The 25,175-nt window shown below is 73.3% G+C and carries 19 protein-coding genes and 1 pseudogene; 14 read left to right on the top strand and 6 right to left on the bottom strand.

Annotated features, from left to right (window positions below; all coding sequences use genetic code 11):
- Positions 1 to 70: 70 nt before the first annotated feature.
- Both paaK and BGK67_RS05755 read right to left on the bottom strand, forming a co-directional pair.
- Positions 71 to 1,396, bottom strand: a complete 1,326-nt coding sequence (paaK, locus tag BGK67_RS05760; RefSeq protein ID WP_069918879.1) for a phenylacetate--CoA ligase PaaK — start codon at positions 1,394 to 1,396, stop codon at positions 71 to 73.
- 370 nt (positions 1,397 to 1,766) lie between these two features.
- Entirely contained in the window at positions 1,767 to 3,398 is a 1,632-nt protein-coding gene (locus tag BGK67_RS05755) for an acyl-CoA synthetase (RefSeq protein ID WP_069918878.1), read from the bottom strand.
- Positions 3,399 to 3,574: 176 nt separating this feature from the next.
- Between BGK67_RS05755 and BGK67_RS05750 the strand changes: the two are divergent.
- The 9 genes and pseudogenes from BGK67_RS05750 to BGK67_RS05710 all read left to right on the top strand — a co-directional run.
- A pseudogene (locus BGK67_RS05750) lies at positions 3,575 to 4,369 on the top strand (crotonase/enoyl-CoA hydratase family protein); the annotation flags it as partial.
- Positions 4,370 to 4,635: 266 nt separating this feature from the next.
- A complete protein-coding gene (locus BGK67_RS05745; protein ID WP_069918877.1) occupies positions 4,636 to 5,598 on the top strand; it encodes a Zn-ribbon domain-containing OB-fold protein in 963 nt (320 codons plus the stop codon).
- Positions 5,598 to 6,683 (top strand): thiolase domain-containing protein, encoded by a 1,086-nt coding sequence (locus BGK67_RS05740; protein WP_069918876.1) that lies wholly within the window; start codon positions 5,598 to 5,600, stop codon positions 6,681 to 6,683. The genes BGK67_RS05745 and BGK67_RS05740 overlap by 1 nt, the downstream gene beginning before the upstream one ends.
- A complete protein-coding gene (locus BGK67_RS05735) occupies positions 6,680 to 7,855 on the top strand; it encodes a thiolase domain-containing protein (protein WP_069918875.1) in 1,176 nt (391 codons plus the stop codon). The genes BGK67_RS05740 and BGK67_RS05735 overlap by 4 nt, the downstream gene beginning before the upstream one ends.
- A 116-nt stretch (positions 7,856 to 7,971) precedes the next feature.
- Positions 7,972 to 8,211, top strand: a complete 240-nt coding sequence (locus tag BGK67_RS05730; protein ID WP_069918874.1) for a DUF397 domain-containing protein — start codon at positions 7,972 to 7,974, stop codon at positions 8,209 to 8,211.
- Positions 8,212 to 8,345: 134 nt separating this feature from the next.
- A complete protein-coding gene (locus BGK67_RS05725) occupies positions 8,346 to 8,657 on the top strand; it encodes a hypothetical protein (RefSeq protein WP_069918873.1) in 312 nt (103 codons plus the stop codon).
- 27 nt (positions 8,658 to 8,684) lie between these two features.
- On the top strand, positions 8,685 to 8,990 hold the full coding sequence (locus tag BGK67_RS05720; RefSeq protein WP_069918872.1) for a hypothetical protein: 306 nt from the start codon (positions 8,685 to 8,687) through the stop codon (positions 8,988 to 8,990).
- A 210-nt stretch (positions 8,991 to 9,200) separates the two neighbouring features.
- Complete coding sequence (locus BGK67_RS05715; protein WP_069918871.1) at positions 9,201 to 10,019, top strand: maleylpyruvate isomerase family mycothiol-dependent enzyme; 819 nt, start codon at positions 9,201 to 9,203, stop codon at positions 10,017 to 10,019.
- A gap of 98 nt (positions 10,020 to 10,117) precedes the next feature.
- A complete protein-coding gene (locus BGK67_RS05710; RefSeq protein WP_069918870.1) occupies positions 10,118 to 10,618 on the top strand; it encodes a hypothetical protein in 501 nt (166 codons plus the stop codon).
- 10 nt (positions 10,619 to 10,628) lie between these two features.
- Here BGK67_RS05710 and kstD read toward each other — a convergent pair whose 3' ends face one another.
- Both kstD and BGK67_RS05700 read right to left on the bottom strand, forming a co-directional pair.
- Positions 10,629 to 12,422 carry a 3-oxosteroid 1-dehydrogenase gene (gene kstD / locus BGK67_RS05705; RefSeq protein ID WP_069918869.1) on the bottom strand — a complete coding sequence of 598 codons (1,794 nt, stop codon included), beginning with the start codon at positions 12,420 to 12,422 and terminating at the stop codon, positions 10,629 to 10,631.
- A 230-nt stretch (positions 12,423 to 12,652) separates the two neighbouring features.
- Entirely contained in the window at positions 12,653 to 13,777 is a 1,125-nt protein-coding gene (locus BGK67_RS05700) for an aminoglycoside phosphotransferase family protein (protein WP_069923657.1), read from the bottom strand.
- 230 nt (positions 13,778 to 14,007) lie between these two features.
- Between BGK67_RS05700 and BGK67_RS05695 the strand changes: the two genes are divergently transcribed.
- A complete protein-coding gene (locus BGK67_RS05695) occupies positions 14,008 to 15,504 on the top strand; it encodes a DNA-binding protein NsdB (protein ID WP_069918868.1) in 1,497 nt (498 codons plus the stop codon).
- 119 nt (positions 15,505 to 15,623) lie between these two features.
- On the opposite strand, the gene BGK67_RS05690 is transcribed toward BGK67_RS05695, so the two are convergent.
- The gene (locus BGK67_RS05690; protein ID WP_069918867.1) at positions 15,624 to 17,045 is read right to left on the bottom strand and encodes a PP2C family protein-serine/threonine phosphatase; all 1,422 of its coding nucleotides are present in this window, start codon (positions 17,043 to 17,045) and stop codon (positions 15,624 to 15,626) included.
- Between the two features lie 521 nt (positions 17,046 to 17,566).
- Between BGK67_RS05690 and BGK67_RS05685 the strand changes: the two genes are divergently transcribed.
- The 4 genes from BGK67_RS05685 to BGK67_RS05670 all read left to right on the top strand — a co-directional run bounded on the left by BGK67_RS05685 (position 17,567) and on the right by BGK67_RS05670 (position 23,907).
- Entirely contained in the window at positions 17,567 to 19,795 is a 2,229-nt protein-coding gene (locus tag BGK67_RS05685; protein WP_069918866.1) for a xanthine dehydrogenase family protein molybdopterin-binding subunit, read from the top strand.
- Positions 19,796 to 19,815: 20 nt separating this feature from the next.
- Positions 19,816 to 20,271, top strand: a complete 456-nt coding sequence (locus BGK67_RS05680) for a (2Fe-2S)-binding protein (RefSeq protein WP_069918865.1) — start codon at positions 19,816 to 19,818, stop codon at positions 20,269 to 20,271.
- A gap of 160 nt (positions 20,272 to 20,431) precedes the next feature.
- Complete coding sequence (locus tag BGK67_RS05675) at positions 20,432 to 21,928, top strand: helix-turn-helix domain-containing protein (protein WP_069923656.1); 1,497 nt, start codon at positions 20,432 to 20,434, stop codon at positions 21,926 to 21,928.
- A gap of 50 nt (positions 21,929 to 21,978) precedes the next feature.
- Positions 21,979 to 23,907 (top strand): APC family permease, encoded by a 1,929-nt coding sequence (locus BGK67_RS05670; RefSeq protein WP_069918864.1) that lies wholly within the window; start codon positions 21,979 to 21,981, stop codon positions 23,905 to 23,907.
- Here BGK67_RS05670 and BGK67_RS05665 read toward each other — a convergent pair.
- A complete protein-coding gene (locus tag BGK67_RS05665; protein ID WP_069918863.1) occupies positions 23,837 to 25,081 on the bottom strand; it encodes a helix-turn-helix domain-containing protein in 1,245 nt (414 codons plus the stop codon). The genes BGK67_RS05670 and BGK67_RS05665 overlap by 71 nt on opposite strands.
- Positions 25,082 to 25,175: the final 94 nt, after the last annotated feature.

Below are 25,175 nucleotides of genomic sequence, written 5' to 3'. Positions count from 1 at the left end.
CCGTATGCACTACCCGGGCGGCTCCGACGGCTCTCGGGCGCCGCCCTCAAATAGGCCCGAAGGGGTGGTTTCAATCGTTTCCATCACCCCGCTCCGTGTCCCGGAGATCCACCGTCCGTTTGATCTTGCCCACCGAGCGCTCCAGGGTCTCCGGCTCGACCACCTCGACCCGGACGGAGACCCCGATCCCCTCCTTGACGGCCCGGACCAGGGCAGCGGCCGCGACCTCCCGCCGGCCGGCATCCGCCTCCCGGCGCGCCTCCACCCGCACGGTCAGGGCGTCCATCCGGCCTTCCCTCGTCAACCGCAGCTGGAAGTGCGGGGCCAGGCCTTCCGTCCGCAGCAGGATCTCCTCGATCTGGGTGGGGTACAGGTTCACCCCGCGCAGGATGATCATGTCGTCGCTGCGGCCCGTGATCCTCTCCATCCGGCGGAAGGCCGGCCGGGCCGTGCCGGGCAGCAGCCGCGTCAGATCCCGGGTGCGGTAGCGGATCACCGGCATGGCCTCCTTGGTAAGGGAGGTGAACACCAGCTCGCCCGGCGCGCCGTCCGGCAGCACCTCGCCGGTCAGCGGATCCACCACCTCCGGGTAGAAGTGGTCCTCCCAGATGTGGAGCCCGTCCTTGCCCGACGCGAACTCCTGCGCCACGCCGGGCCCCATCACCTCGGACAGGCCGTAGATGTCCACCGCGTCGATGCCGAGCCGGTCCTCGATCTCCCGGCGCATCTCCTCGGTCCACGGCTCCGCGCCGAAGATGCCCGTACGCAGCGAGGTCGACCGCGGATCGATGCCCTGGCGCTCCATCTCGTCCAGCAGGGTCAGCATGTACGAGGGGGTCACCATGATGACCTCGGGCCGGAAGTCCTGGATCAGCCGCACCTGGCGGTCGGTCATCCCGCCCGACGCGGGCACGACCGTACAGCCCAGGCGCTCGGCGCCGTAGTGCGCGCCGAGGCCGCCCGTGAACAGCCCGTACCCATAGGCGATGTGCACGATCTGGCCGGGTCTGCCGCCGGCGGCGCGTATGGACCGGGCCACGACATCCGCCCAGGTGGACAGATCCCGCTCGGTGTACCCGACCACCGTGGCGCGCCCGGTGGTCCCGCTGGAGGCGTGGATCCGGCGCACCTCGGAGCGCGGCACGGCGAACATCCCGAAGGGGTACTGGTCGCGCAGGTCGGACTTGGCGGTGAAGGGGAACAGGGCGAGGTCCGCGAGGGTCCGGCAGTCGTCGGGGTGCACACCGGCCTTGTCGAACGCCTGCCGGTAGAAGGGCACCCGGTCGTAGACCCGGTGCAGGCTCGCGCGGAGGCGCGCCAGCTGGAGGGCGGCCAGCTCCTCGCCGCCGAGGCGCTCGCCTTCGTCCTTGTCGTGGAGATCCGCGTATGCCGCCATGTCGTCACCTCGTCCTGAATCGCCCGACCGATCATTCGGTAGATTGCCAGGGTGCTGAGGGGCAAGGCAATGACTCGAACGAGTGATCGTCTGTTGTGGCGGCCCGCGCATGCCTGTCGGCACCGCTACGACGGGGCCGAACTCACCTGCCGCCGGGTGGCGCCGTGCGCGCCTCCGGAGTGCCGGGGTGACGTCGGTGGGCCGACCGCCGGGCGCCGGCTCGTCCTCCGGGGTCTGACCGGCGGGGGCCTGCCGCGGCAGGCTGCGGGGGCATTGCCCCCGGACCCCCGCGCCTCAAACGCCGACGGGGCTGGGTTCGGGCCGGCGCGGCTGGGTTGAGGGCGGCGGGGCCCGGTTCGGGGCGGTGGGGTTACGGGGTGGTGTCGGCCGCTGTGGCTATTGATTTGGCCCAGCGGTAGTCCGCCTTGCCGCTGGGGGAGCGTTGGATGGCGGGGGCGATGACCAGTTGGCGGGGGATCTTGTAGCCCGCCAGGCGGGTGCGGCAGTGGGTCTGGATGTCGTCCAGGGTCGGCTCCGGGGCTCCCGCGCGGATCTGGACCACCGCCGCCACGTGGTTGCCCCACGTGGGGTCCGGGACGCCCGCGACCAGCGCGTCGTACACGTCCGGGTGGGACTTCAGCGCCTGCTCGACCTCCTCCGGATAGACCTTCTCGCCGCCCGTGTTGATGCACTGCGAGCCGCGCCCGAGCACGGTGACGATGCCCTGCTCGTCCACCGTGGCCATGTCGCCGAGCAGCACCCAGCGCTCCGCGCCCTTCTGGAAGAACGTCTCGGCGGTCTTGGCCGGGTCGTTGTAGTAGCCGAGCGGGACGTGGCCGCGCTGTGCCAGGCGCCCCGGTTCGCCCACCGCCACCGGCTCGTGCGTCACCGGGTCCACCACCTGCGTACGGTCGTTGACCGCGAGGCGGAAGCCCTTCTCCGGGCCGGAGTCGTCGGTCGCCCGCCCGTTGGATCCGGACTCCGAGGAGCCGAAGTTGTTCAGGAGCAGCACGTTCGGCACGAGCCGCTGGAACTCCGCGCGCACCGTCTCCGACATGATCGCGCCGGATGAGGACACGCTGAACAGCGAGGACAGGTCGGTGCCCTTCAGGGAGCCGTTCAACGCGTCGATCAGGGGCCGCAGCATGGCGTCCCCCACCAGCGACACGCTGGAGACCTTCTCCTTCTCGATCGTCCGGAGCACCTCCTCCGGGACGTACTTGCGGTGGATGACCACCCGTTGGCCGTAGTTGAAGGCGATGAACGACGTGAGCGTGGACGTGCCGTGCATGAGGGGAGGGGCCGGGAAGAAGGTCAGGCCGGCGCCGCGCGCCGCGACCCGCTCGGCCAGTTCCTCGGGCCGCTTCACCGGTTCGCCCGACGGCTCGCCGCCGAAGAGCCCGGCGAAGAAGAGGTCCTCCGCCCGCCACATGACGCCCTTGGGCATACCGGTCGTGCCGCCGGTGTAGATGATGAACAGGTCGTCGGGGCTGCGGGGCGCGAACCCGCGCCCGGGCGAGCCGGCCGCCTCGGCGTCCGGGTACGCCACCGGCGCGATCGCGGGCTCCGGAGCTCCTTCGGGCGCCGTGCCGACCCGGATCAGGTGGCGCAGCCCCGGGGTCTGCGGCAGCGCGGCCGCGACGCGTTCGGTGAACTCGCCCTCGAAGACCAGCGCGGCGAGGTCGGCGTCGTTGTAGAGGTAGACCAACTCCTCTTCCACGTACCGGTAGTTCACGTTCACCGGGACCAGCCGGGCCTTCAGGCAGGCCAGTACGGTCTGCAGGTACTCGATCCCGTTGTAGAGGTGCAGGCCCAGGTGCTCGCCGGGCTCCAGCCCGCTGTCCAGCAGGTGGTGCGCGATCCGGTTCGCCGCCGCGTCCAGCTCCGCGTACGTGAGGCGGCGCTCGGCGCCGGTCCCGGGGTGGTCCACGTACACGAGGGCCTCGCGGTCCGGAACCACGTCCACGACCGACTCGAACAGGTCGGCAAGGTTGTACTCCACCGTTCCTCCTGACCCTGGAATGTCCATGGCTGGTCTGCTCCCGGCGGTCATTAGAGCCCCGCCGGCCACAAGTGGGAAGGGAGTCGCCCAAGAAAACTGACTGTGTGTCAGAAAACTATTGAACTGCACCCGCGCCTACTGCAACCTGTTCTAGGTCTTGAGACGGGAGGACGGCAATGGGTGGGACGGAACACCTGACCGTGGAACGGCACGGCGCCACGCTGGTGCTCACCATGAACAGGCCCGAGGCGAAGAACGCGCTCTCGCTGCCGCTGCTGGTGGGGCTGTACGACGGGTGGCTGGAGGCGGACGCCGACGACACGATCCGCTCCGTGGTCCTGACCGGCGCGGGCGGTGACTTCTGCGCCGGCATGGATCTCAAGGCACTGGCCGGGAAGGGGATGGCGGGCGACCAGTACCGGGACCGGCTCAAGGCCGACCCGGACCTGCACTGGAAGGCCATGCTCCGCCACCACCGGCCGCGCAAGCCGGTCATCGCCGCCGTGGAGGGCTACTGCGTGGCCGGCGGGACCGAGGTCCTCCAGGGCACGGACATCCGGGTCGCGGGGGCGGGGGCGACCTTCGGGCTGTTCGAAGTCAAGCGGGGGCTCTTCCCCATCGGCGGCTCGACGGTGCGGCTGCCGCGACAGATTCCGCGGACGCACGCGCTGGAGATGCTGCTGACCGGGCGGCCGTACTCCGCCGAGGAGGCCGAGCGGATCGGGCTGGTGGGGCGGGTGGTGCCGGAGGGCACGGCGTTGTCCGCTGCGCTGGCGATCGCGGAGCATGTCAACGCGTGCGGGCCGCTGGCCGTGGAGGCCGTGAAGGCCTCGGTCTACGAGACCGCCGGGCTGACGGAGTCGGAGGGGCTGGCGGCCGAGTTGCTGCGGGGGTGGCCGGTGTTCGACACCGCCGACGCGAAGGAGGGGGCGCGGGCGTTTGCCGAGAAGCGGCCCGCGGTGTATCGGCGGGAGGAGCTCCACCCGGGCCCCCTGCCCGGCCCCGCTCGGGCCCGCCCGGTCCGGTGTCGGGGCCGTGGGAGTGGTCCGGTGCGGCGCCGTTGCCGGGGCGCTGCCCCGGACCCCGCGCCTCAAACGCCGGCGAGGCTGAAGTGGGCCCGGCGGGGGCGGAGTTGGCTCTGGCGGGGCTGGGGTTGGGTCCCGGTGGGGGCGTTTTGTGGTTCGTGAGTTGGTGGGCTGGATACGGGCCCGCCCCTAGGTCGATTGGAGAGTCTGCCGTGACAGCCCCCGCATCCCCGCCCGAGGTGCTTCGTGCGCCGCTCGTCGTCGAGTTTCCCTTCACCCGGTCCCTCGGGCCCGTGCAGTCCGCGTTTCTCACCGGCCTGCGCGAGGGGCTCGTGCTCGGAATCAAGACCTCCGACGGGACGGTGATGGTGCCGCCCGTCGAGTACGACCCCCGCACCGCCGAGGAGCTGCGCGAACTCGTCGAGGTCGCCCCCACCGGAACCGTCACCACCTGGGCCTGGAACGACCGGCCCCGGCCCAACCAGCCCCTGGACACCCCCTTCGCCTGGGTGCTGGTGAGGCTCGACGGCGCCGACACCGCCCTGCTCCACGCCCTCGACGCCCCCGGCCCCGAAGCCGTGCGCACCGGCATGCGGGTGCGCGTGCGCTGGGCCGCCGAGCGGAGCGGGGCGATCACCGACATCGCCTGCTTCGAGCCCCACGACGGGACCGGCACCGGCCGGGCCGAGCCGCACGACGGGGTCTTCGCGGAGCCCGTCACCGGCATCGTCGCCCAGGCCCGCCTGGACTACACGTACAGCCCGGGCCGCGCCCAGACCGCCTACATCAACGGCCTCTCCGAGCGGAAGACCATCGGCGAGCGCTGCCCGTCCTGCCACAAGGTGTACGTTCCGCCGCGCGGCGCCTGCCCCACCTGCGGGGTCGCCACCACCGACCAGGTAGAGGTCGGCCCGGCCGGCACGGTCACCACCTACTGCATCGTCAACATCAAGGCACGGAACCTCGACATCGAAGTGCCCTACGTCTACGCCCACATCGCCCTCGACGGCGCCGGCCTCGCGCTCCACGGCCGGATCGGCGGGATCCCCTATGACCAGGTCCGCATGGGCCTGCGCGTCGAACCCGTGTGGACCGAAGGCGGCCGCTTCCCCGACCACTACCGCCCCACCGGCGAGCCGGACGCGGACTACGACGCGTACAAGGAGCTCATCTGATGCCCAGGACGAGCAGGCACGCACGCGACGTGGCCGTCGTCGCCTTCGCGCAGAGCGACCACCTGCGCCGTACCGACGAACTCAGCGAAGTCGAGATGGTCATGCCGGTCCTGCACCAGGTCCTGGCGCAGACCGGGTTGAAGGCCGGCGAGATCGGCTTCACCTGCTCCGGCTCCAGCGACTACCTGGCCGGCCGGGCCTTCTCCTTCACCATGACCCTCGACGGGGTCGGGGCCTGGCCGCCGATCTCCGAATCGCACGTCGAGATGGACGGCGCCTGGGCGCTCTACGAGGCCTGGGTCAAGATCCAGACCGGCGAGGCCGACACCGCGCTGGTCTACTCGTACGGCAAGTCCTCGCCCGGCCCGGTACGCGACGTGCTCACGCGCCAGCTCGACCCGTACTACCTCGCCCCGCTCTGGCCCGACTCCGTGGCCCTGGCCGCCCTCCAGGCCCAGGCCCTCATCGACGCCGGCGAGACCGACGAAGCCGCGCTGGCCGCCATCGGCGCTCGCAGCCGCGCCTGCGCCGAGTCCAACCCGCACGCCCAGCTCAGCGGCGCCGTGCCGCAGGGCGACTACCAGGTGCGGCCCCTGCGCACCGGGGACTGCCCGCCCATCGGCGACGGCGCGGCCGCCGTGATCCTCGCCGCCGGGGACACCGCGCGCCGGCTGTGTGCGCGCCCCGCCTGGATCACCGGCATCGACCACCGCATCGAAGCCCACTCCCTGGGCCTGCGCGACCTCACCGACTCCCCGTCCACCCGGCTAGCCGCCGAGCGCGCCGGGGTGTTCGACGCCCCGGTGGACACGGCGGAACTGCACGCGCCGTTCTCCTCCCAGGAGGTCGTGCTGCGCAAGGCCCTCGGGATCGGCGCAGGCGACGTCGAGGGTCAGGCCGTCGCCGTCAATCCGTCCGGCGGGCCGCTCGCCGCCAACCCCATCATGGCCGCCGGCCTGATCCGGATCGGCGAGGCCGCCGCCCGCATCCACCGCGGCCAGTCCGACCGGGCCGTCGCCCACGCCACCTCCGGCCCCTGCCTCCAGCAGAACCTGGTCGCCGTCCTGGAAGGGGACCCCGCATGAGCACCTCGGGCAAGGAGCCGGTCGCCGTCGTCGGGATAGGCCAGACCAAACACGTCGCCGCCCGGCACGACGTCTCCATCGCCGGACTGGTCCGCGAGGCCGCGGCGCGCGCCCTCGCGGACGCCGAGCTGACCTGGGCGGACATCGACGCCGTCGTCATCGGCAAGGCCCCCGACTTCTTCGAGGGGGTGATGATGCCGGAGCTGTACCTGGCGGACGCGCTCGGCGCGGCCGGCAAGCCGATGCTGCGCGTGCACACCGCCGGATCGGTCGGCGGCTCCACCGCGCTCGTCGCCGCGAACCTGGTCGCGGGGCGCGTCCACCGGACCGTCCTCACCCTCGCCTTCGAGAAGCAGTCGGAGTCGAACGCCATGTGGGGGCTCTCGCTCCCCGTTCCCTTCCAGCAGCCGCTGCTGGCGGGCGCGGGCGGGTTCTTCGCCCCGCACGTGCGCGCCTACATGCGGCGCACCGGCGCACCCGACGCGGTGGGATCGCTCGTCGCCTACAAGGACCGGCGCAACGCGCTGAAGAACCCGTACGCCCACCTGCACGAGCACGACATCACACTGGAGAAGGTCCAGGCCTCGCCGATGCTGTGGGACCCGATCAGGTACTCCGAGACCTGCCCCTCCTCGGACGGCGCCTGCGCGATGATCCTCACCGACCGGAAGGGCGCGGGCCGTTCCCCCCGGCCCGCGGCCTGGGTGCACGGCGGCGCGATGCGCAGCGAGCCCACCCTCTTCGCGGGCAAGGACTTCGTCTCCCCGCAGGCCGGCAAGGACTGCGCGGCCGACGTCTACCGGCAGGCCGGGATCACCGACCCGCGCCAGGAGATCGACGCGGTGGAGATGTACGTGCCGTTCTCCTGGTACGAGCCGATGTGGCTGGAGAACCTCGGATTCGCGGAGGAGGGCGAGGGCTGGAAGCTCACCGAGGCCGGGGTCACCGAACTCGACGGGGACCTTCCGGTCAATCCCTCGGGCGGGGTCCTGTCCACGAACCCGATCGGCGCCTCCGGCATGATCCGCTTCGCGGAGGCGGCCCTGCAGGTCCGCGGCCAGGCCGGGGAGCACCAGGTCCCGGGAGCCCGCCGGGCCATGGGGCACGCGTACGGCGGCGGCGCGCAGTTCTTCGCGATGTGGCTCGTGGGCGCCGAGCCGCCGGCCTCCTGAGCGCACGGCACAGCGCGGAGTGCCGGACCGGTCACGGGTGACTCACCGTGGCCTGTGCGGCACCCGCCGCGATGGTTAACCTGGCCCCCGGACGACGTACCGGGAGGAGCACGCACGTGGCCGAGAGCACGACTTCACAGCCCCTGGCCGGCTGGGACAAGCCGGACCTCGATCTCACCGAGGCGCAGTGGCGCTCGAGCAGCCGGGGAGCGGGTGACGTTCAGATCGCCTTCGTCGAGGGCTTCGTCGCCATGCGCAACAGCGAGCGCCCCGAAAGCCCGTCGCTGATCTTCGCGCCGGACGAGTGGAACAAGTTCGTGCTGAACGCGCGGGGCGGGGAGTTCGACCTGACGTAACGGGCCGCCGCCACCCGCCGCCGCACCACCGGCGCGAGCCGTCGCCCCGGTGGTGCGGCGGCCCGTGGGTAGGCTGGCCGCATGAGCGCAGAGAGCGACCTGCGGCCCGTTCCGCGCGGGACTGAATCATTCCCGTGACGGGCTCCCTCCCGGTGCGCGCGGGCGTACGCGAATCCCCGGCCCGGTCCAGGCGGTTGGCGCGCCTCGCCGACCGGCTGACCGGGCGCGACCTCACCGAGCGGTACCTCATCGGACTGCGCGCCTGGGACGCCTGCCTGCGGGGGGAGCCGTTGCAGGTGGTCCTGCACCACGCCGGGCGGGTGCTGGAGCCCTTCCCGGCGGCGGTGGTCTACCCCGACTCCCAGACCGTCTACGCCGAACTGCTGCTGGCCCGGGGCGCAACCAAGGGCGCGGCCGCGGAACTCGAGGACGTCGACCGGCGGTAGACCCCCGCGCGGCATCCAGAACCCGGCGTGGTGGCCGTGGCGGCGGAGGTGGCCGCGCCGCAGGACCGGGCCGAGTTGCTCCGCGAGGCCGTGGCGCTGCTCGCCGCCTCCCCGGCGGGGTACGAACTGGCCCGCGCACCGGCCGCATCGGGTACGGAGGTCGGGGACCGCGGACTGCCGGCGCGGGAATGCGGCGCCGACGGCCTGGAGGAGCGGACCTCCCGGACCCTGCTGGGCCTCGGCGGCGCGCTGCCCGGCGGGACCTCGCGGCGGACGGGCTCACGGAGGAGCAGCCGGGAGCCGCGCGTGCGGCAGCCCGCGGCACGTGGCTGACGGCCGGGGACCGGGAGCCCGACCGGGTGCTGTCGGCGGCCTGCCGCCTTGGTGCGCAGATCGGTCGCGGTGACCGTGACCTTGTACGTGCCGACCTTGGCGTACCTGCTCCGTGCGTTGAACTGGTTCATAAAGGGCGTGATCAGATCGCCCGGCGCAGGTTGCGCCGTCGCAGGTTGGGCGGCCGCGCCGTCTGGGCAGGGTGATCCCATGGAACACGTCCAGCGGATCGACCTCTTCCGGAGCGAGGCGGCCGCCTTCGAGCAGGCCGCCCGCCACGCCCTCGACCCCGGCGGGGCCCCGCCCCTGGTCCCCGCGTGCCCCGACTGGTCGGTGTCCGACCTCGTCGGGCACCTCGGCGGGGTGCAGCGCTACGTCGCCCACCTCCTGCGGGAGGGCCTCCAGGAGCGGCCGGACCCGAGCGACCTCTCCCTGTACGACCTCCCGGACGACCCGGCGGCGCTGGCCGCCTGGCCGCGGCCCGAGCGGGCACCGAACCGGGAGCCGGTGCCGGACGCGCTGACGGCCTGGTTCACGCAGGGCGCGGAGCAGCTGGCGACGGTGTTCGGCGAGGTCGGGCCGGACCTGCCGGTGTGGACCTGGGCGCCGGAGCGGACCTCCGGCTTCTGGCTGCGGACGCAGGTGATCGAGCTGGCGGTCCACCGGTGGGACGCGCAGTCCGCGACCGGTACCCCGACCCCCCTCGACCCGGCCCTCGCTACGGACGCCGTGAGCCAGACCTTGGAGGTGATGGCGCCGGCCCGCCGCTCCTGGTGCGCGCCGCCCGCCGGAAAGGGGGAGCGGTACCGCTTCCGGCGCACCGACGGCCCCGAATCCTGGACCGTCGTCTTCGCGGGGGACGAGGTGCTCCTGGAGCCAGGATCCACCGCCCCGGTGGACGTCGAGGCCGCGGGCTCCGCCTCCGACCTCGCGCTCTTCCTCTGGGGCCGTCTCGCCGCCACCGACCTGAAGGCGACCGGCGACGAGACCCTCCTCCCGCACTGGTTCACCCTGGTCCCGTCGGTCTGAGGGGCCCGGGCGGGGCGGCGGCCCGGCGGGGGTGCGGGGGAGGGGTCCGATCAGGGGCCCGCGCCGGAAAACTTCGCCCGGCCACGTACCATGGCGGCATGTCCTTCCTCCGCCGCCACCGCGCCGCCACCCCCGCCGGCCCGGACTTCGACGTCCTGGCCATGGACCCGGGGGACTGGCCGGGCAATCTCGGTGCCGGGCTGCTGCCCGCGCCCGACGGCAGCTGCCAGGGTGTCTTCCTCCGCTACGACCTGTTCGGCGGACGCGGCCCCGCGATGATCATCGGCAACCTGCCGGAGGGCTCCCCCGCCCGGGACCTCTCCGACGGCCAGGTCCCCTTCGAGGTCGCCCAGCTGCTCGACGCCCTGGAGAACGACGAGGACGTCGAGGTCACCGGCATCGAGGACTGCCCCGTGATGCAGGGCGACAACCTCCTGATCGTCCGGAAGGTCAAGCTTTCGGAGTCCCGCATCTCCTGCGTCCAGTTCGACCGCAGCGACAACGTGCTGGTCACCATCGCCAGCTGGGACCGCCCGATCACCGATGACCTCTACGCCCTCCTCAAGCCGCTCCCCGCGGAGCTCTTCCAGCAGGGCTAGTACCTCCCGATCACGCGTCCGCGATGTCGTTCGCCGCCACGTAGCCGAACGTCATCGCGGGTCCGATCGTCGATCCGGCCCCGGCGTAGCTGCGGCCCATCACCGCGGCGCTCGCGTTGCCGGCCGCGTACAGCCCCCGGATCACCGAGCCGTCCGCCCGCAGCGCCCGGGCCCGCGCGTCCGTGACGATGCCGCCCTTCGTGCCGAGGTCGCCGGGGACGATCTTGAACGCGTAGAACGGCGGTGCCCAGACCGGCGCCAGGCACGAGTTCGGGCGCACCCCCGGGTCCGTGTAGTAGTGGTCGTACGCCGAGTCGCCCCGGTGGAAGTCGGAGTCCGTCCCGTTCCACGCCTGTGCGTTGAACCGGTTCAGGGTGGCCCGCAGCGCCGCCGCCGGGACCCCGATCTGGCTGGCCAGCGCGTCCCACGTCCACGCTTTCTTCGCCGCGCCCGTCTCGTACCAGGAGTCCGGGAACACGATCGTCGGCAGCACGTCCTTGAACAGGTACCTGTTGCGGTAGTTCTGGTCCACGATCAGCCAGGCCGGGATGTGCGATCCGGGCGCACCCCGGTCCTTCTCGTACATCACGTGCACCACATCGCTGTACGGCGCCGCCTCGTTGACGAACCGCGCGCCGTTCCCGCTCACGATCAGCCCGCCCGGCAGGGTCCGTTCGGCGAGGCAGAAGTACGGCTCCCCGGGCAGCGGGATCGACGGGCCCCACCAGGCGTCGTCCATCAGTGCCAGCGCCGCCCCCGCCCGCTGCCCCGCCCGGATGCCGTCGCCCGTGTTCTCCTTCGCGCCCACCGACCACTGGGTGCCGATCGGCTGCTGCTGGTACCGCGCCCGCATCTCCGCGTTGTGCTCGAAGCCGCCCGAGCCGACGATCACCCCGCGCCGGGCCCGTACGGTGCCCCGTACGCCCTCCTTCTCCACCACCACCCCGGTCACCGCGCCGCCCTCCTGGACCAGGTCCACCAGCGGACTGTTCAGCCAGAGCGGCACGCCCGCCCGCTGGAGCCCGGCGCGCAGCCCGGCCGCCAGGGCCTGGCCCATCGTCAGCGGCTTCTGCCCGAGCAGCGCCGCCTTCGTGCCGCGCGCCAGGCATTCCGTGGAGACGGCCAGCCCCTTGGCGTTGACCGCCGCCAGGTTGAGCCACTTGTAGTCCGCGCTGAAGACCACCATCCCGGCGGGCACCGGCATGTACGCCGGGTTCAGGCGGGCCAGTTCGGCGCCCAGGATGTTCCCGTCGATCTGGTCCGGCTCGATGGACCGGCCGTTCGGCAGCCCGCCCGGCAGGTCGGGGTAGTAGTCGCTGTACCCCTCCATGAAGCGGAACCTGAGTGGGCTGTTGGCCATCACGAAGTCCAGCATCCGCGGACCGTTGGCGAGGAAGGCGGCCTGCCGGTCGGCCGGCACCTCGGGCCCCACGACGGCCGCCAGGTACGTCGCCGCCTTCTGCGGGGTGTCCGGCACCCCGGCGCCCAGGATCACCGAGTTGTTGGGCAGCCAGATCCCGGCTCCGGAGCGGGCGGCGGACCCGCCGTAGGTGGGCGCCTTCTCGACCACCAGGACGCTCAGGCCCCGCTGGGCGGCGGTGAGCGCGGCGGTCATCCCGGCGGCCCCGGACCCGACCACGACGACGTCGTACTCGCCGAGCGCCGGCCCGGACCGGGCGCCGTCGGCCCGCGCCGCGGCGGTCGGCAGCACGGTGGCGGCGAGCACCCCGGCGCCGGTCCCGGCCAGGACGCTGCGGCGGGACGGGAGGGCTCCGGGGGACGTGCGTGAAGCGCTTGCGGACATGTGCAGGCTCCAGCGGAGTGGGGAGGAGGGGAACGACTCAGCATGTCTGATGCTGAGTCAGAAAAGGTGTTCGGGGGATCATGTGATGTCAAGGCATCCGGCGCCACGGCCGTCTCCCCGAAGACCAGGGCGGCCCCCGGGCCTCCGCGGCGCGTACACCGCCGCACACGAGCGAAGTCCCGTGGCGGTGGGGGCCACGGGACTTCGCGAGGGTGGGGCGGAGCAGCGGGTCAGCGGGTGCCGACCGCCGCCCGGACCGCTCGGCGCGCCATGCCGGCGTCGTCGTGCAGGCGGCGCAGCAGCAGCCGCTGTTCCTCGCCCGAGGACAGGGCGCCCGCCGCCAGGGGCTGGGCCGGAGCGGTCGCCAGCATCGAGCGCTGTACGGCCGTCTCGGACATCCGGATCTCCCGGGTCAGCACCAGCATCAGGTTCACCAGGAAGGCGTCCCGCACCGCCGGGCCGGCCGACTGGGCGAGCCGGCTGATCTGGCTGCGCGCGGCGGGGGCGTCGCCCAGTACCGTCCAGAGGGTGGCCAGGTCGTAGCCCGGCAGGTACCAGCCCGCGTGCTCCCAGTCGAGCAGCACCGGCCCGGCCGGGGACAGCAGGAGGTTCGACAGCAGCGCGTCACCGTGGTTGAACTGCAGGGAGGTGCCCGACAGCTTCACACCGTGCAGCAGCTTCTGCAGGTCGCCGAGGTCCCGGTCGGTCAGCAGGCCCAGCTCGTAGTCCCGGGCGATCCGCCGGGCGTAGTTCAGCGGGGTCCCGAACAGGTCGGCCGGCGGCCGCCACTGGTTGACCCGGCACACCGCACCGAGGGCGGCTCGTACGTCGACCCGCGGCGGGGCCTCCACGGGATGCCGCTGCAGCGCCGCGACCCGGCCCGCCATCCGCTCGACGATCAGCACGCAGTTCTCCGGGTCGGCGGCGATCAGCCGCGGCACCCGGACCGGGGGGCGGTGCCGGACGAACGCCCGGTACGACCCTATTTCGTGCCGGTACCGCTCGCGCCACTCGGGCGAGTGGTCCAGTAAAACCTTCGCGACGGCGGTCAGTCGCCCGGTGGTCCCCACGAGGAGGACCGACCGGCCGCTGCGCCGCAGCACCTGGACGGGCGCGAACTCCGGACAGATCCGCTGCACCGAGGCGAGGGCGGTGCGCAGTTGCGCCCCCTGGGGCCCCGAGAGGTCGATTCTTCCGCTGAGCGGCTGCGATCCGGCCCCCGGAACACGCCGCGCCCGAACGGCGCCCTGCACCGCGACCGCGGGGCGGCCGGGTTCGAGGTAGGGGCCGCCGCTCGCGGGGAGCGTGCGGTGCGGCCGGACCGGGGCGGACACGGAGGACGTTGCTGCGTACATGGCGTTACGGATCCCTTCGTGCGCCGACGAGTTGCGTACGCCGCCCCGCCGGATCCCGTGCATCACCCTGGGGAGTTCCGCCGGTGACCGGGTCGGGGAGGCGCATTCCTACCTGACACCCGGCCGCGGGTGGCGGACCATCAGGCGTGCCCTGGCGAAGCCTGGCGAATAGTCGCTGGGCATCTGACGGCGGGCTACTGTCAACTCAGCCGAGAACCTGGGGGCTTGACGTGAGCAAAGGTCCGAACACCCGCTTGAACGACCTGTTCGGCCTGGCCGGCTGGTCCAAGGGCGAACTGGCGAGGATGGTCAACCGGCAGGCGGCGGCCATGGGGCACCCCCAGCTGGCCACCGACACCTCGCGGGTGCGGCGCTGGATCGACATGGGGGAAACCCCGCGCGAACCGGTGCCCACGGTACTGGCAGCACTGTTCACCGAGCGGCTCGGTCGTGTCGTGACCATCGAGGACCTCGGATTCGTACGGCAGCGGCGCACCAGCAGACGGCAGCCGGACGGGGCGCAGGAGAACCCCGACGGAATGCCCTGGGCGCCCGAACGCACAGCCGCGGTCCTCACCGAATTCACGGGAATGGACCTCATGCTCAACCGTCGCGGTCTGATGGGCGCGGGAGCCGTGCTCACCGCCGGCTCCGCCCTCACCAACGCCATGTACGACTGGCTCCACACCGACCCCGCGCTCGCCAAGGAGGCGCACCGCTTCGGGGACTCCTTCCAGGTCGACCCAGCAAGCTACGACCGCTACGAGGCCGCCCCGATCGGCTCGCAGGAGATCGAGGCGCTGGAGCGCTCCGTCGAGGTGTTCCGCGCCTGGGACGCCTCCCGAGGCGGAGGACTGCAGCGCAAGGCGGTCGTCGGCCAGCTCAACGAGGTGGGCGGCATGCTCGCCTACCACCACCCGGACCACCTCCAGCGCCGGCTGTGGGGGGTGGCGGCCAACCTCGCCGTGCTCGCCGGCTGGATGTCCCACGACGTGGGACTGGAGCCCACCGCGCAGAAGTACTTCGTCATCGCCGCCCACGCGGCGCGCGAGGGCGGCGACCGGCCGCGCGCCGGCGAGGCGCTCTCCCGGGCCGCCCGCCAGATGGTCCACCTCGGCAAGCCGAACGAGGCCCTGGACCTGATGAAGCTGGCCCAGTCCGGGTCCGGCGAGCAGACCCTGCCCCGCACCCGCGCCATGCTGCACACCATCGAGGCCTGGGCGCAGGCCGCCATGGGCAAGGGACAGGCCATGCGCCGCACCCTGGGCGAGGCGGAGGAGCTGTTCGTGTCCGACAAGGGCGACGTACCGCCGCCCAGTTGGATGCAGCACTTCGACGAGGCGGACCTGCACGGCATGCAGGCCCTCGCGTACCGCACCCTCGCCGACCACGACGCGACGGCGGCTCCCATCGCCGCCCGGCACGCCAAGGAGGCCCTGCGGCTGCGCGGTGACGGCTACCAGCGCTCGCAGATCTTCGACTACATCTCGATGGCCTCGGCCTGCTTCATCGCCGACGACCCGGAACAAGCCGACCGCTACGCCCGGCTCGCCCTGGTGTCGATGAACGAGACCTCCTCGCACCGCACCTGGGACCGGCTGCGCGCGATGTACCGGCTCACCGGCCAGTACGCCGGGTTCGCGCGGATCGAGGACCTGCGCGAGGAGATCGAACTGGCCCTCCCCGACATCCCGGCGGCGCGCAGCCCGCGCGGTTCGGTCGTGTAGTGCGGGACGACGTAAGGAGACGAGAAAGGCCGCGCCTTCCGGCGCGGCCCACAAGCCCCCGATCCTGCGGGGGCCCTACGAAACCCTGATCCCACGAACTCCCTCGACGAGTCCGGCGGCTACGAGCCGACCCGTGCCACCAGCACGCACGCGTCGTCCTCGCGCTCGCTCTCGCCGAACTCCTCGATCACCATGCGCACGCAGTCCTGCGCCGACCGCGCCGCCGAGAAGCGCGGTGCGAGCGCCAGCAGCCGCTCCGTCCCGTCGGCCCGGCTGAACTCGATGCTGCGCGGCGTCAGTCCGTCCGTGTGCAGGACGAGCACGTCGCCTTCCTCGAGGCGCTCCTCGGCCTGTCCGTACGAGGCTCCGGAGGTCGCGCCCAGCAGCACGCCCTCGGGCGGCTGCAGCGAGCGGCCGGTCGCACGGCGGAACAGCAGGGGGGCCGGGTGGCCGGCCTGCGCCCAGGACAGCACGCGGCGCGCGGGATCGTAGCGGCAGCACACGGCCGACCCGAGGGCGGGCTGCACGGAGGTCTCCAGGAGCTGGTTCAGCCAGCCCATCAGGGGGCCGGGCTCGATGCCGGCCATGGCCATGCCGCGCAGGGCGCCGAGCATCATCGCCATGCCGGACGTGGCGGTCACCCCGTGCCCCGTGAGGTCGCCCACCGTCAGCAGGGAGCGGCCGTCGGGGAGTTCGAGCGCGTCGTACCAGTCGCCGCCGATCAGGGCGCTGGTCGCCGACGGCAGGTAGTGCGCGGCCACGTCCAGCGTGCCCGCGTTGCCGTGCGGGAACCGCAGGGAGCCGCGCCACGGGGGGAGCACGGCTTCCTGCAGCTCGACCGCCAGCCGGTGCTCGGTCTGCGCGATCTCCCGCTGGCGCTGCAGCGAGTCGCGCGACTCGCGGACCGCCCGCTGGCTCCGGCGCAGTTCACTCACGTCCCGCAGCACGGCCCACATGGAGGCCGTGCAGCCGTCGGAGTCGAGTACCGGCTCGCCCCTCATGTGCAGCGTACGGACCCGGCCGTCGGCCCGGACGATGCGGAACTCCCCGTCGATCGCCTTGCCGTCCACCAGACAGGCCGTGACCCAGGCGGTGAGCAGCGGCTGGTCCTCGGAGAAGAGGGTGGAGCCCAGTTCGTCGAGCGGGAGCGCGCCCGCCTCGGGGGACCGGCCGAAGATCTGGAACAGTTCGTCGGACCAACTCACCTCGTCGGTCAGCAGGTTCCACTCGGCACTGCCGACCCGGGTCTGTGCATCGGGTCCGGCTTCGGGCGCCGCCTGCGGGAGGACGATCGTCTCCGGCGCGGGCGGCAGGCCCTCCTTGAGCTGGCCCAGGTGCTCGCCCAGGTCGTCGAGGTGGTGCACGGCGAGATCGCACAGCGCGCGCTGCCAGCGGCCCTGGGCGTCGTCGTCGTCCACGACGGTGTCGCGGCGGACCGCGTCCACTTCACCCCGGAGGCGCCGGGTCTGCGAGATCAGTGCGTCCACCGACCCCGGCTCGGGCGGCTGCGCGGGACGGTCCGCGAACATGTGGGACGGCATGAGAACTCCGATACAGGCGCGGCACGGCCAAGTCTGAAGGAAGGACCGGTTACGACTGTTGCACAGGCGGCGACGGCGTGTAAGGCGTTTGGCAACATCCGTAACGGTCTTGCTCCTGGCAAATGCCTAAGGCCTCAGGGCGTGTTCCTCCCGTGCGAACGAATCCGGTCAGCCGAGGTCAGGCCGCCGTGATGGGGCCCGGCGCGCCCGCCTCGCCGGTCGCCCGCGGGAGGGCTCCGACGAGTCGGCACGACCCTGGAAGCGACGGCCGGAAACAGGCCCCTGGCACACCCCGGTTCGAGCGTACGGCCGAGCCGTACGAGCTCCGGGTCCCCGTTCGGGTCGGGGGGAACGCCCCGGACGCCGTACCCCCGAACGAATGACCCCTCGCCTTCAGGCTCCTGCCCCGTGCTCCGTCCCCAGGGTTCCCACCGTACCCCTCGATCGCTACCCTACGTGTCGGTAACGAACCGGGGGAGGCCCGCGCGACAGCGGGCCCGCGCAGGGTGGGGACGACACGCATGACCGGGCAGCACCACCCGGCGGGGCAGAGCCGCCGTTCCTTCCTCACCTACCTGGTCGCGGCGCCCACGCTCGCCCTCGTCACCCGCGCGGGCGCCGACGCGCTGGCCCCGCAGCCCGCCCGCGCCGTGGTGCCCAGCCTGCCCGCCATCGCCGACGTGATCGACCTCGGCGACCTGTTCATCCTGGCCGGGGCGCCCACCTCCGCACTGCTGGCGCTCGCCGTCGAGGCGGACGGGACCATCCGCTTCCGGCTGCCGCGAGAGGAGGTCGGCCAGGGCCTCACCACCGCCGTGGCGATGCTCGTCGCCGAGGAGCTGGACACGCCGCTCGCCGCCGTACGCGTCGAACTGGACGACGCCCGGCCCGAACTGCTCTTCAACCAGCTCACCGGCTCCTCCAACTCCATACGCTCCCTCTACGGGCCGGTCCGCCAGTGCGCCGCCACCGCCCGGGCCCGGCTCGTGGCGGCCGCCGCCCGCCGCTGGAACCTGGCCCCGGCTGCCCTGACCACCGCGAACGGCGCCGTCCGCGCCCCCGACGGCCGCACCGCCGGCTACGGCTCCCTCGCGGCGGCCGCCGCCGACCCGGGCCTGGCCGTCCTCGCCGCCACCCCCAAGAAGACGGCGAAGCACACCCTGGTCGGCAAGCCCACCAGCCGTGTCGACGCCCGCGCCATGGTCACCGGAGCCCAGCGCTACACCCTCGACCTCGACATCCCCGGCGCGAAGCCCTGCGTGGTGCGCCGGCCGCCCACCCTCGGGGGCGGTGTCCGCGCCGTCGCCAACCTGGCCGCCGTCAAGGCCATGCCCGGCGTCCTGCACGTGGTGACCGTGCCGACGGGGGTCGCGGTCGTCGCCGAAACGTTCGGGCAGGCCCTCTCCGCCAAGTCCGCCCTCCAGGTCACCTGGGGCCCGGGCCCCGCCGACGCGCTGTCCGACGCACAGATCCGCGCCAAGCTGCGCGCCGCCACCCCGCCGCTGCTGGTGCCGCCGCTGCTCACCCCGTACGTGGACGCCGAGTTCGACTTCGCCTTCGTCAGCCACGCCCCGATGGAGACCAACTCCGCCGTCGCAGACGTACGGGAGGACCGCGCCGAGATCTGGTCGGGCCTCAAGTCCCCCATCGCGGCCCGCCAGACCATCGCCGCCGACCTCGGGCTGCCCGTCGACAAGGTCACCGTGCACGTCGTGCAGGCCGGCGGCTCCTTCGGCCGGCGGCTCTTCTTCGACGCGGCCCTGGAGGCGGCCCGGATCTCCAAGGCCTGCCGCCGCCCGGTGCGGCTGATGTGGACCCGCGTCGACGACACCCGGCACGGCCGGATGCGCCCCGCCACCCACCACCGGATCAGGGCCACCCATCTGCTCGGCGAGATCCTCAGCTTCGAACACCGGGTGGCCGCCGCCGAGACCGACTTCCGGCACGGGCTCGGCGAGGTCATCACCGCCACCGCCGCGCACCTGCCGCTCGGCATCGGCAACGCGACCCTGGCCCAGACCCTGTTCCTGACCACCGTGAAGTCCCCGTACCACTTCGGACTCACCACCCAGGCGCTCACGGAGGTGCCGACCGGCATCCCCGCCGCCTCCTGGCGCTCGGTGTACTCCGCCAACACCCGCGGCGCCGAGGAGATCGTGGTCGACGAACTGGCAGCGGCGACCGGCCGGGACCCGTACGCCTTCCGCCGCGCCTTCCTGAAGGCCTCCGCCCAGCGCGCCGTGCTCGACAAGGCGGCGTCGGAAGGGGAGTGGGGGCGGCCCATGCCGGCGGGATGCGCGCAGGGCATCGCCTTCCACGAGGAGTACAAGTCCCGCACCGCGTGCCTCGTCGAGATCGACACCCGCGACCCGGAGCGCGTGCGCGTGACCAAGGCCGTCATCGCCGTGGACGTGGGCCTGCCCGTCAACCCGCGCGGGCTGGAGGCCCAGATGATCGGCGGCCTCACCGACGCCATCTCCACCACCCTGCGCGCGGGCCTGCACCTGGACAAGGGTCTGCCCCTGGAAGGCAGTTACAGCCAGTTCCACTGGGCCCAGCAGCGCGACACCCCGCGTGACGTGCGGGTGCACGTGCTGCCCGCCACCGGCGAGGAGCCGGGCGGGGCGGGCGAGCTCGGCGTCCCCGCGGCGGTCGGCGCGATCGCCAACGCCTGGGCCCGCGCCACCGGTTCCAAGCCGCGCAGCTTCCCCCTCGACTTCGACGTCGACTTCACCCCCTACCCGCGATAGCCCGCAGCCAGGAGTACGCCGTGCCCTCCCACACCTTCACCGTCAACGGGCGGAGCGTCACCGTGGACGCGCCCGACGACCTGCCCCTGCTCTGGGTCCTGCGCGACATGCTGGGCGTCACCGGCCCCAAGTACGGCTGCGGCGTGGACGTCTGCAAGGCCTGCACCAGCCACCTCGACGGCACCGACGTCCGGCCGTGCGTGGTGCCCGTCTCAGCCTGCGCGGGCAAGACGGTGACCACCATCGAGGGGCTGGCCGACGGCGAGGACCTGCACCCTGTGCAGGAGGCCTGGCTCGAACAGGACGTCGCCCAGTGCGGCTTCTGCCAGCCCGGGCAGATCATGGCGGCCGTGGCCCTGCTGGAGCGCACCCCCCACCCCACGGACGAGGACATCGACGCCATCGCCAACATCTGCCGCTGCGGCACCTACTTCCGCATCCGCGAGGCCATCCGCAGCGCGGCCGCCCGTATGTGAGCGGCGGCGGACCCCGGAATTTCCCCCGCGGACACCGGGATCCGGCCGCTCGTGGCCCAACCTATGCGGGCCCGGCACCCGTCCGCAGGGTTCGCTCCGCCCAGTGAGGGCGAGACGGGTATCACTGCGCACAGTGTGCGGCGGGTGGTTCAATGCCGCGGTGTCCCGGTCAGACGACGTCCTCAAGGTCCACCGGCTCGCCCACACCGGAGGTTCGGCCGCCCTGCTGGAATGGCTCGCCGCCCGCCTGGGCGGGTGGGCCGGGGTGGTGGACGCCGCGCAGGGGCGCGGGCCGGAGTCCGTCCTGCGCGGCGTCGCCGAGATGAACGCCCGCGGTGTCCGCTCGGCCGTCCTGTACGGGGCCGGGACCGTCACGCTGCTGTTCGCGCTGGAGGGCGGGCGCGCGCTGGCCGCCGTACTGGACCAGCCGCCGGCGCCGCAGGCAGCCACCCTGCTCGCGGACGCCGCAGTCCCGCTGGCCCTGGTGCTGCGCGCCGAGGAGGCCGCTCGGCGGGAGGCGCGGGCCGGGCTCGCCGAGGCGCGGGCCCGCGAGGCGGTGCTGCACCTGCTGATGAACGGCCGGCTCTCCACCGCGCACCAGGTGGCGGAGGCGCTGGGCCCCTCGCTGCCCGAGCCGATGCGCATGTACGTCGTGGAATGCCGGACCGGCCGGCGCGGGGAAGTGACCCGGCGGTGCGAGCAGCTGACGGGCGGCCGGGCCTGGATCGTGCGCTGCCCGGTCTACGTGCGCCACCTCATCGTGCTCGTCCCCGCGGACCTTGCCTCCGCCCGGGCCGACCACGACCCGCTGGCCGGGGCGCTGGTGGAGGTGGACCCGGACTGCGTGGTCGGGGTCAGCGGCGAGGCGCGCCTGCGCGAGGCCCCGGCCGCCTACACCCAGGCCTTCCACGCCCTGGCCGTCGCCCGCGGCCGGGGCGAGCGGCACGCCCGGTTCGGGCCGGGGCCCGAGCTGGCGCTCGCCGCCCAGGCCGCCGGGGCCGGCTGGGCCGGGGCCCTGCTCGCGCCCCTGCACGCGTACGAGCCCCGGCGCCCCCAGGACCCCGGCGGGCAGGAACTGCGGGCCACCGCCCACGCCTGGCTGAACTTCGCCTCGCACGCGACCCGGCTCCTGAAGATCCACCGCAACACCCTGGCCGCCCGGCTCCGCCTGGTCGAGACCCTGCTCGGCCTGGACCTCGCCCGCCTCGGGGACCAGGCGGCGCTCTCGCTGGCCCTGCGGCTGACCCCGGGCGGTGGGGCGGGTGAGGACGCGCCGGCGGACGCGGCCGCGCGGGCCGGCGAGGACGGGCCGCCCGGGGCCGCGCGGCCCGGGGAGGCCGTGCCGGCCCCGGCCGCGCGGGCCGCCCCCGATCTCGACGAGCTGCTGCGCGATCCCCGACTGACCGCCTGGGCCCGCGCCCACCTGGGCCCGCTGTCCGGGTCCGAGGCCCCGGCCGGCGCCCGCGCCACCCTGCGCACCTGGCTGGCGCACGACGCCCGACTCGTTCCGGCGGCGGCCGCGCTGGGCGTCTCCGTCCCCGCCGCCCGCAAGCGGCTGACCCGCATCGAGGCGCTGCTGGAGCGCTCCCTGCTGCGGTCCCCGAGTGCCCGCCACGATCTGTGGCTGGCGCACCGGGCGGAGGAGCTCGCCGGGTGACACCGCCGCCAAAAGGGATGAATCGTGCGATCATGCACGATCATGCCCCAATGAGGCGTATCAATGTGAAGCGCGTACTGGTCGGTGAGCCCCTCGACACCGCCCGGATGGGCGAGACCCTGCTCCCCAAGCGACTCGCCCTGCCGATCTTCTGCAGCGACCCGCTCTCCTCCGTGGCCTACGCCACCGAAGAGATCCTGCTGATCCTCGCCCTCGGCGGCGTCGCGCTGCTCCACCTCACCTGGTACGCGGCCGCCGCCATCGTCTTCCTGCTCGTCGTCGTCATCGCCTCCTACCGGCAGACCTGCCACGCCTACCCGGGCGGCGGCGGCGCCTACGTCGTCAGCTCCGAGAACCTGGGACCGAGCGCCGCCCTGACCGCCGCCAGCGCCCTGCTCGTCGACTACGTGATGACCGTCGCCGTCTCCGTGGTCTCCGGCGTCGCCGCGATCACCTCGGCCATCCCGGCGCTCGACGACCACGAGGTCGGCCTGTCGGTGGGGTTCGTGGTGCTGCTGACCCTGATGAACCTGCGCGGCGTACGCGAGTCGGGCCGCGTCTTCGCCATCCCCACCTACGGCTTCGTCCTCGTCATCTACATCATGTTCGCCTGCGCCGCCGTACGGATGGCGACCGGCGACACCATCCGCGCCGAATCCGCGCACCTGCCCCTCACCGAGGCCGGCGCCTACACCGGCCTCGCCCTGGTGCTCCTCGCGATGCGCGCCTTCGCCTCCGGCTGTACCGCCCTCACCGGCGTCGAGGCCATCAGCAACGGCGTTCCCGCCTTCCAGAAGCCCAAGGCCAAGAACGCGGCGACCACCCTGGCCGTCATGGGCGTGCTCTCGGTGACCATGTTCATGGGCATCACCACGCTCGCCATGACGTACCAGGTGCACGTCGCGGCCGACCCCACCGAACTGGGCCTGCCGCCGGGCACCCCCACCTCCACCGCCCTCGCCCAGATCGGCCGCGCCACCTTCGGGAGCTGGCATTTCCTCTTCTACCTGCTGCAGGCCGTCACCGCGGGCGTGTTGATCCTCGCCGCGAACACCGCCTTCAACGGGTTCCCGATGCTCGCATCGATCCTGGCCAAGGACCGGTACGCGCCCCGCCAGCTCTTCAACCGCGGCGACCGGCTCGTCTACTCCAACGGCGTCGTGCTGCTCGCGCTCGCCGCCATCGCCCTGATCGTCGCGTTCGACGCAGAACTGACCCGGCTCATCCAGCTCTACATCATCGGCGTCTTCGTCTCCTTCACCCTCTCCCAGGCGGGCATGGTCCGGCACTGGAGGAGGCAGCTCGCCTCACCCGCCACCCCGCGGGAGGAGCGGGTGCACATCCACCGCCGGCTCGCCATCAACGCGGTCGGCGCCTGTCTGACCGCCCTGGTCCTGGTCATCGTCCTGATCACCAAGTTCACGCACGGCGCCTGGCTCGTCGTCATCGCCATGCCGCTGCTGTTCCTCGGCATGAAGGGCGTGCGCCGCCACTACGACCAGGTCGCCCGGCAGGTCGCCGTCGCCCCCGGCACGAAACCGCGCAAGCCGGCCCGCCACCACGTCCTGGTCCTGGTCGCCTCGGTGCACGCCCCCACCCTGAAGGCCCTCGGCTACGCGCAGGCCCTGCGCCCCGACACCCTGACCGCGGTCACCGTCGCCGCGGACGAGGCGGAAGCGGCCCGGCTGCGCGAGGAGTGGGGCGAACACGCCCCGGGCCTCCCGCTGAAGATCCTGCACTCCCCGTACCGCGAGGTGGTGGGCCCGGTCCTCGCCCACGTCGAGGAGCTGGCGGCCGACAACCTCACGGACGTGCTCTCCGTGGTGATCCCGGAGTACGTGGTCGGCCACTGGTGGGAGCAGCCCCTGCACAATCAGAACGCCCTGCGGCTGAAGGCCCGGCTGCTGTTCACCCCGGGGGTCGCGGTGATCGACGTGCCGTACCTGCTGGAGTCGGCGAAGACCCCGCCCGCGCCGTAGCGGAAGCGGCCCGCTGCGCCACCGCCGCGTGGGCCAGCGCCAGTTCCACCACGTGCCGCGGGTCCGCCAGGGAGCGGCCGGTCAGCTGCTCGAGGCGGCGCAGCCGGTTCGAGACGGTGTTGCGGTGGCAGTACAGCCGCTGCGCGGCGTACGTCGTCGAGCCCTGGCAGGCCAGCCACGTGCCCAGCGTGGTCAGCAGCAGCCCGCGGTCCTCCGCCGGCAGCGCCAGCACCGGACCCAGCACCACCGTCCGGAGCCGGCCGGCGAGTTCGGCCTGGGCGGCGACCAGCGCCGCCGGCAGACCCTCGTCCAGCAGGGCGGTGCGGGGGCCGGCCGACTCGGGGGCGGTGCGCAGCGCCAGGGCCGCCAGCCGGTGGGCCCGGGCCAGCTCGGCGGGCGCCTCCACGACCGGGCTGACCCCGGCGCGGACCCCGAGCGGCGCGAGCATCTCCCGTACGGTTTCCAGCGGATGGTGGCCCAGCTCCACCAGGCCGGTCTCGCCGCCGGCTCGGATCCGCCACAGCACGCGGGGCGCCGCGGCGGCGGGTTTGTCCGCGGCCGCCGCCGCGCCAGGGGAGCCGTCGGCGGCCACCACGAACACGGCGAACCGGCCGCGTTCGGACAGCCCCAGCTGCGCCGCCGCATCGGAGGCCGTGGGACCGCCGGGGGCCGGCGGGCCGTCCAGCAGCACGTCCAGCAGGGCCGCGCGGCGCTCCCGGTCGCGGTCCGAGCGGGCGGCCTCCGTACGCCGGTAGGACTCGGACACGGCGTCCGTCATCTGGTCCAGGACGTCCCACAGCGCGCTCACGCCCGGCAGCAGGCGGGGCAGCGCCGAGCGGTCGTGCGCGGCCACGGCCTCGGTGAGAGCCGCCCACAGCAGCCGGCCGCCGCTGCGGTAGGCGCGCAGCAACGAGGCCAGCGGCAGCCCCTGTTCGGCCCGCAGCGTGCCGGTGGCCCGGGCGTCGGCGAGCTCCACCGGCAGGCCGCGGGAGCTGCGGACCAGGCCCTCGACGGCTTGGCGGAAGTTGTGGTGGATCCGCTCGCGCAGCTCGGCCCGGCCGAGCAGGGCGGCGTACGCGGGGTCCTCGGCCAGCGTCCGGTCGGCGAGCCGGTCCGCGGCCACGGCCAGGCGGCGGCCCAGGTCCTCGCGTATCTCCTCGATGATCCGCTCCATGACGGGCCAGCCTGGCACGGGGGAGGGGGCGGTGGGGAGGGCCCGGACCGGTCCATCCGATACCTTGTGCGAAGCACTGTGCGTGCAGTGCTCA

Source organism: Streptomyces subrutilus (assembly GCF_001746425.1).
In the GTDB taxonomy this organism is placed as follows: Bacteria; Actinomycetota; Actinomycetes; order Streptomycetales; family Streptomycetaceae; genus Streptomyces; species Streptomyces subrutilus_A.
Note: the sequence above shows the minus strand (reverse complement) of the source record. Positions and strands in the feature narration are given on the sequence as shown.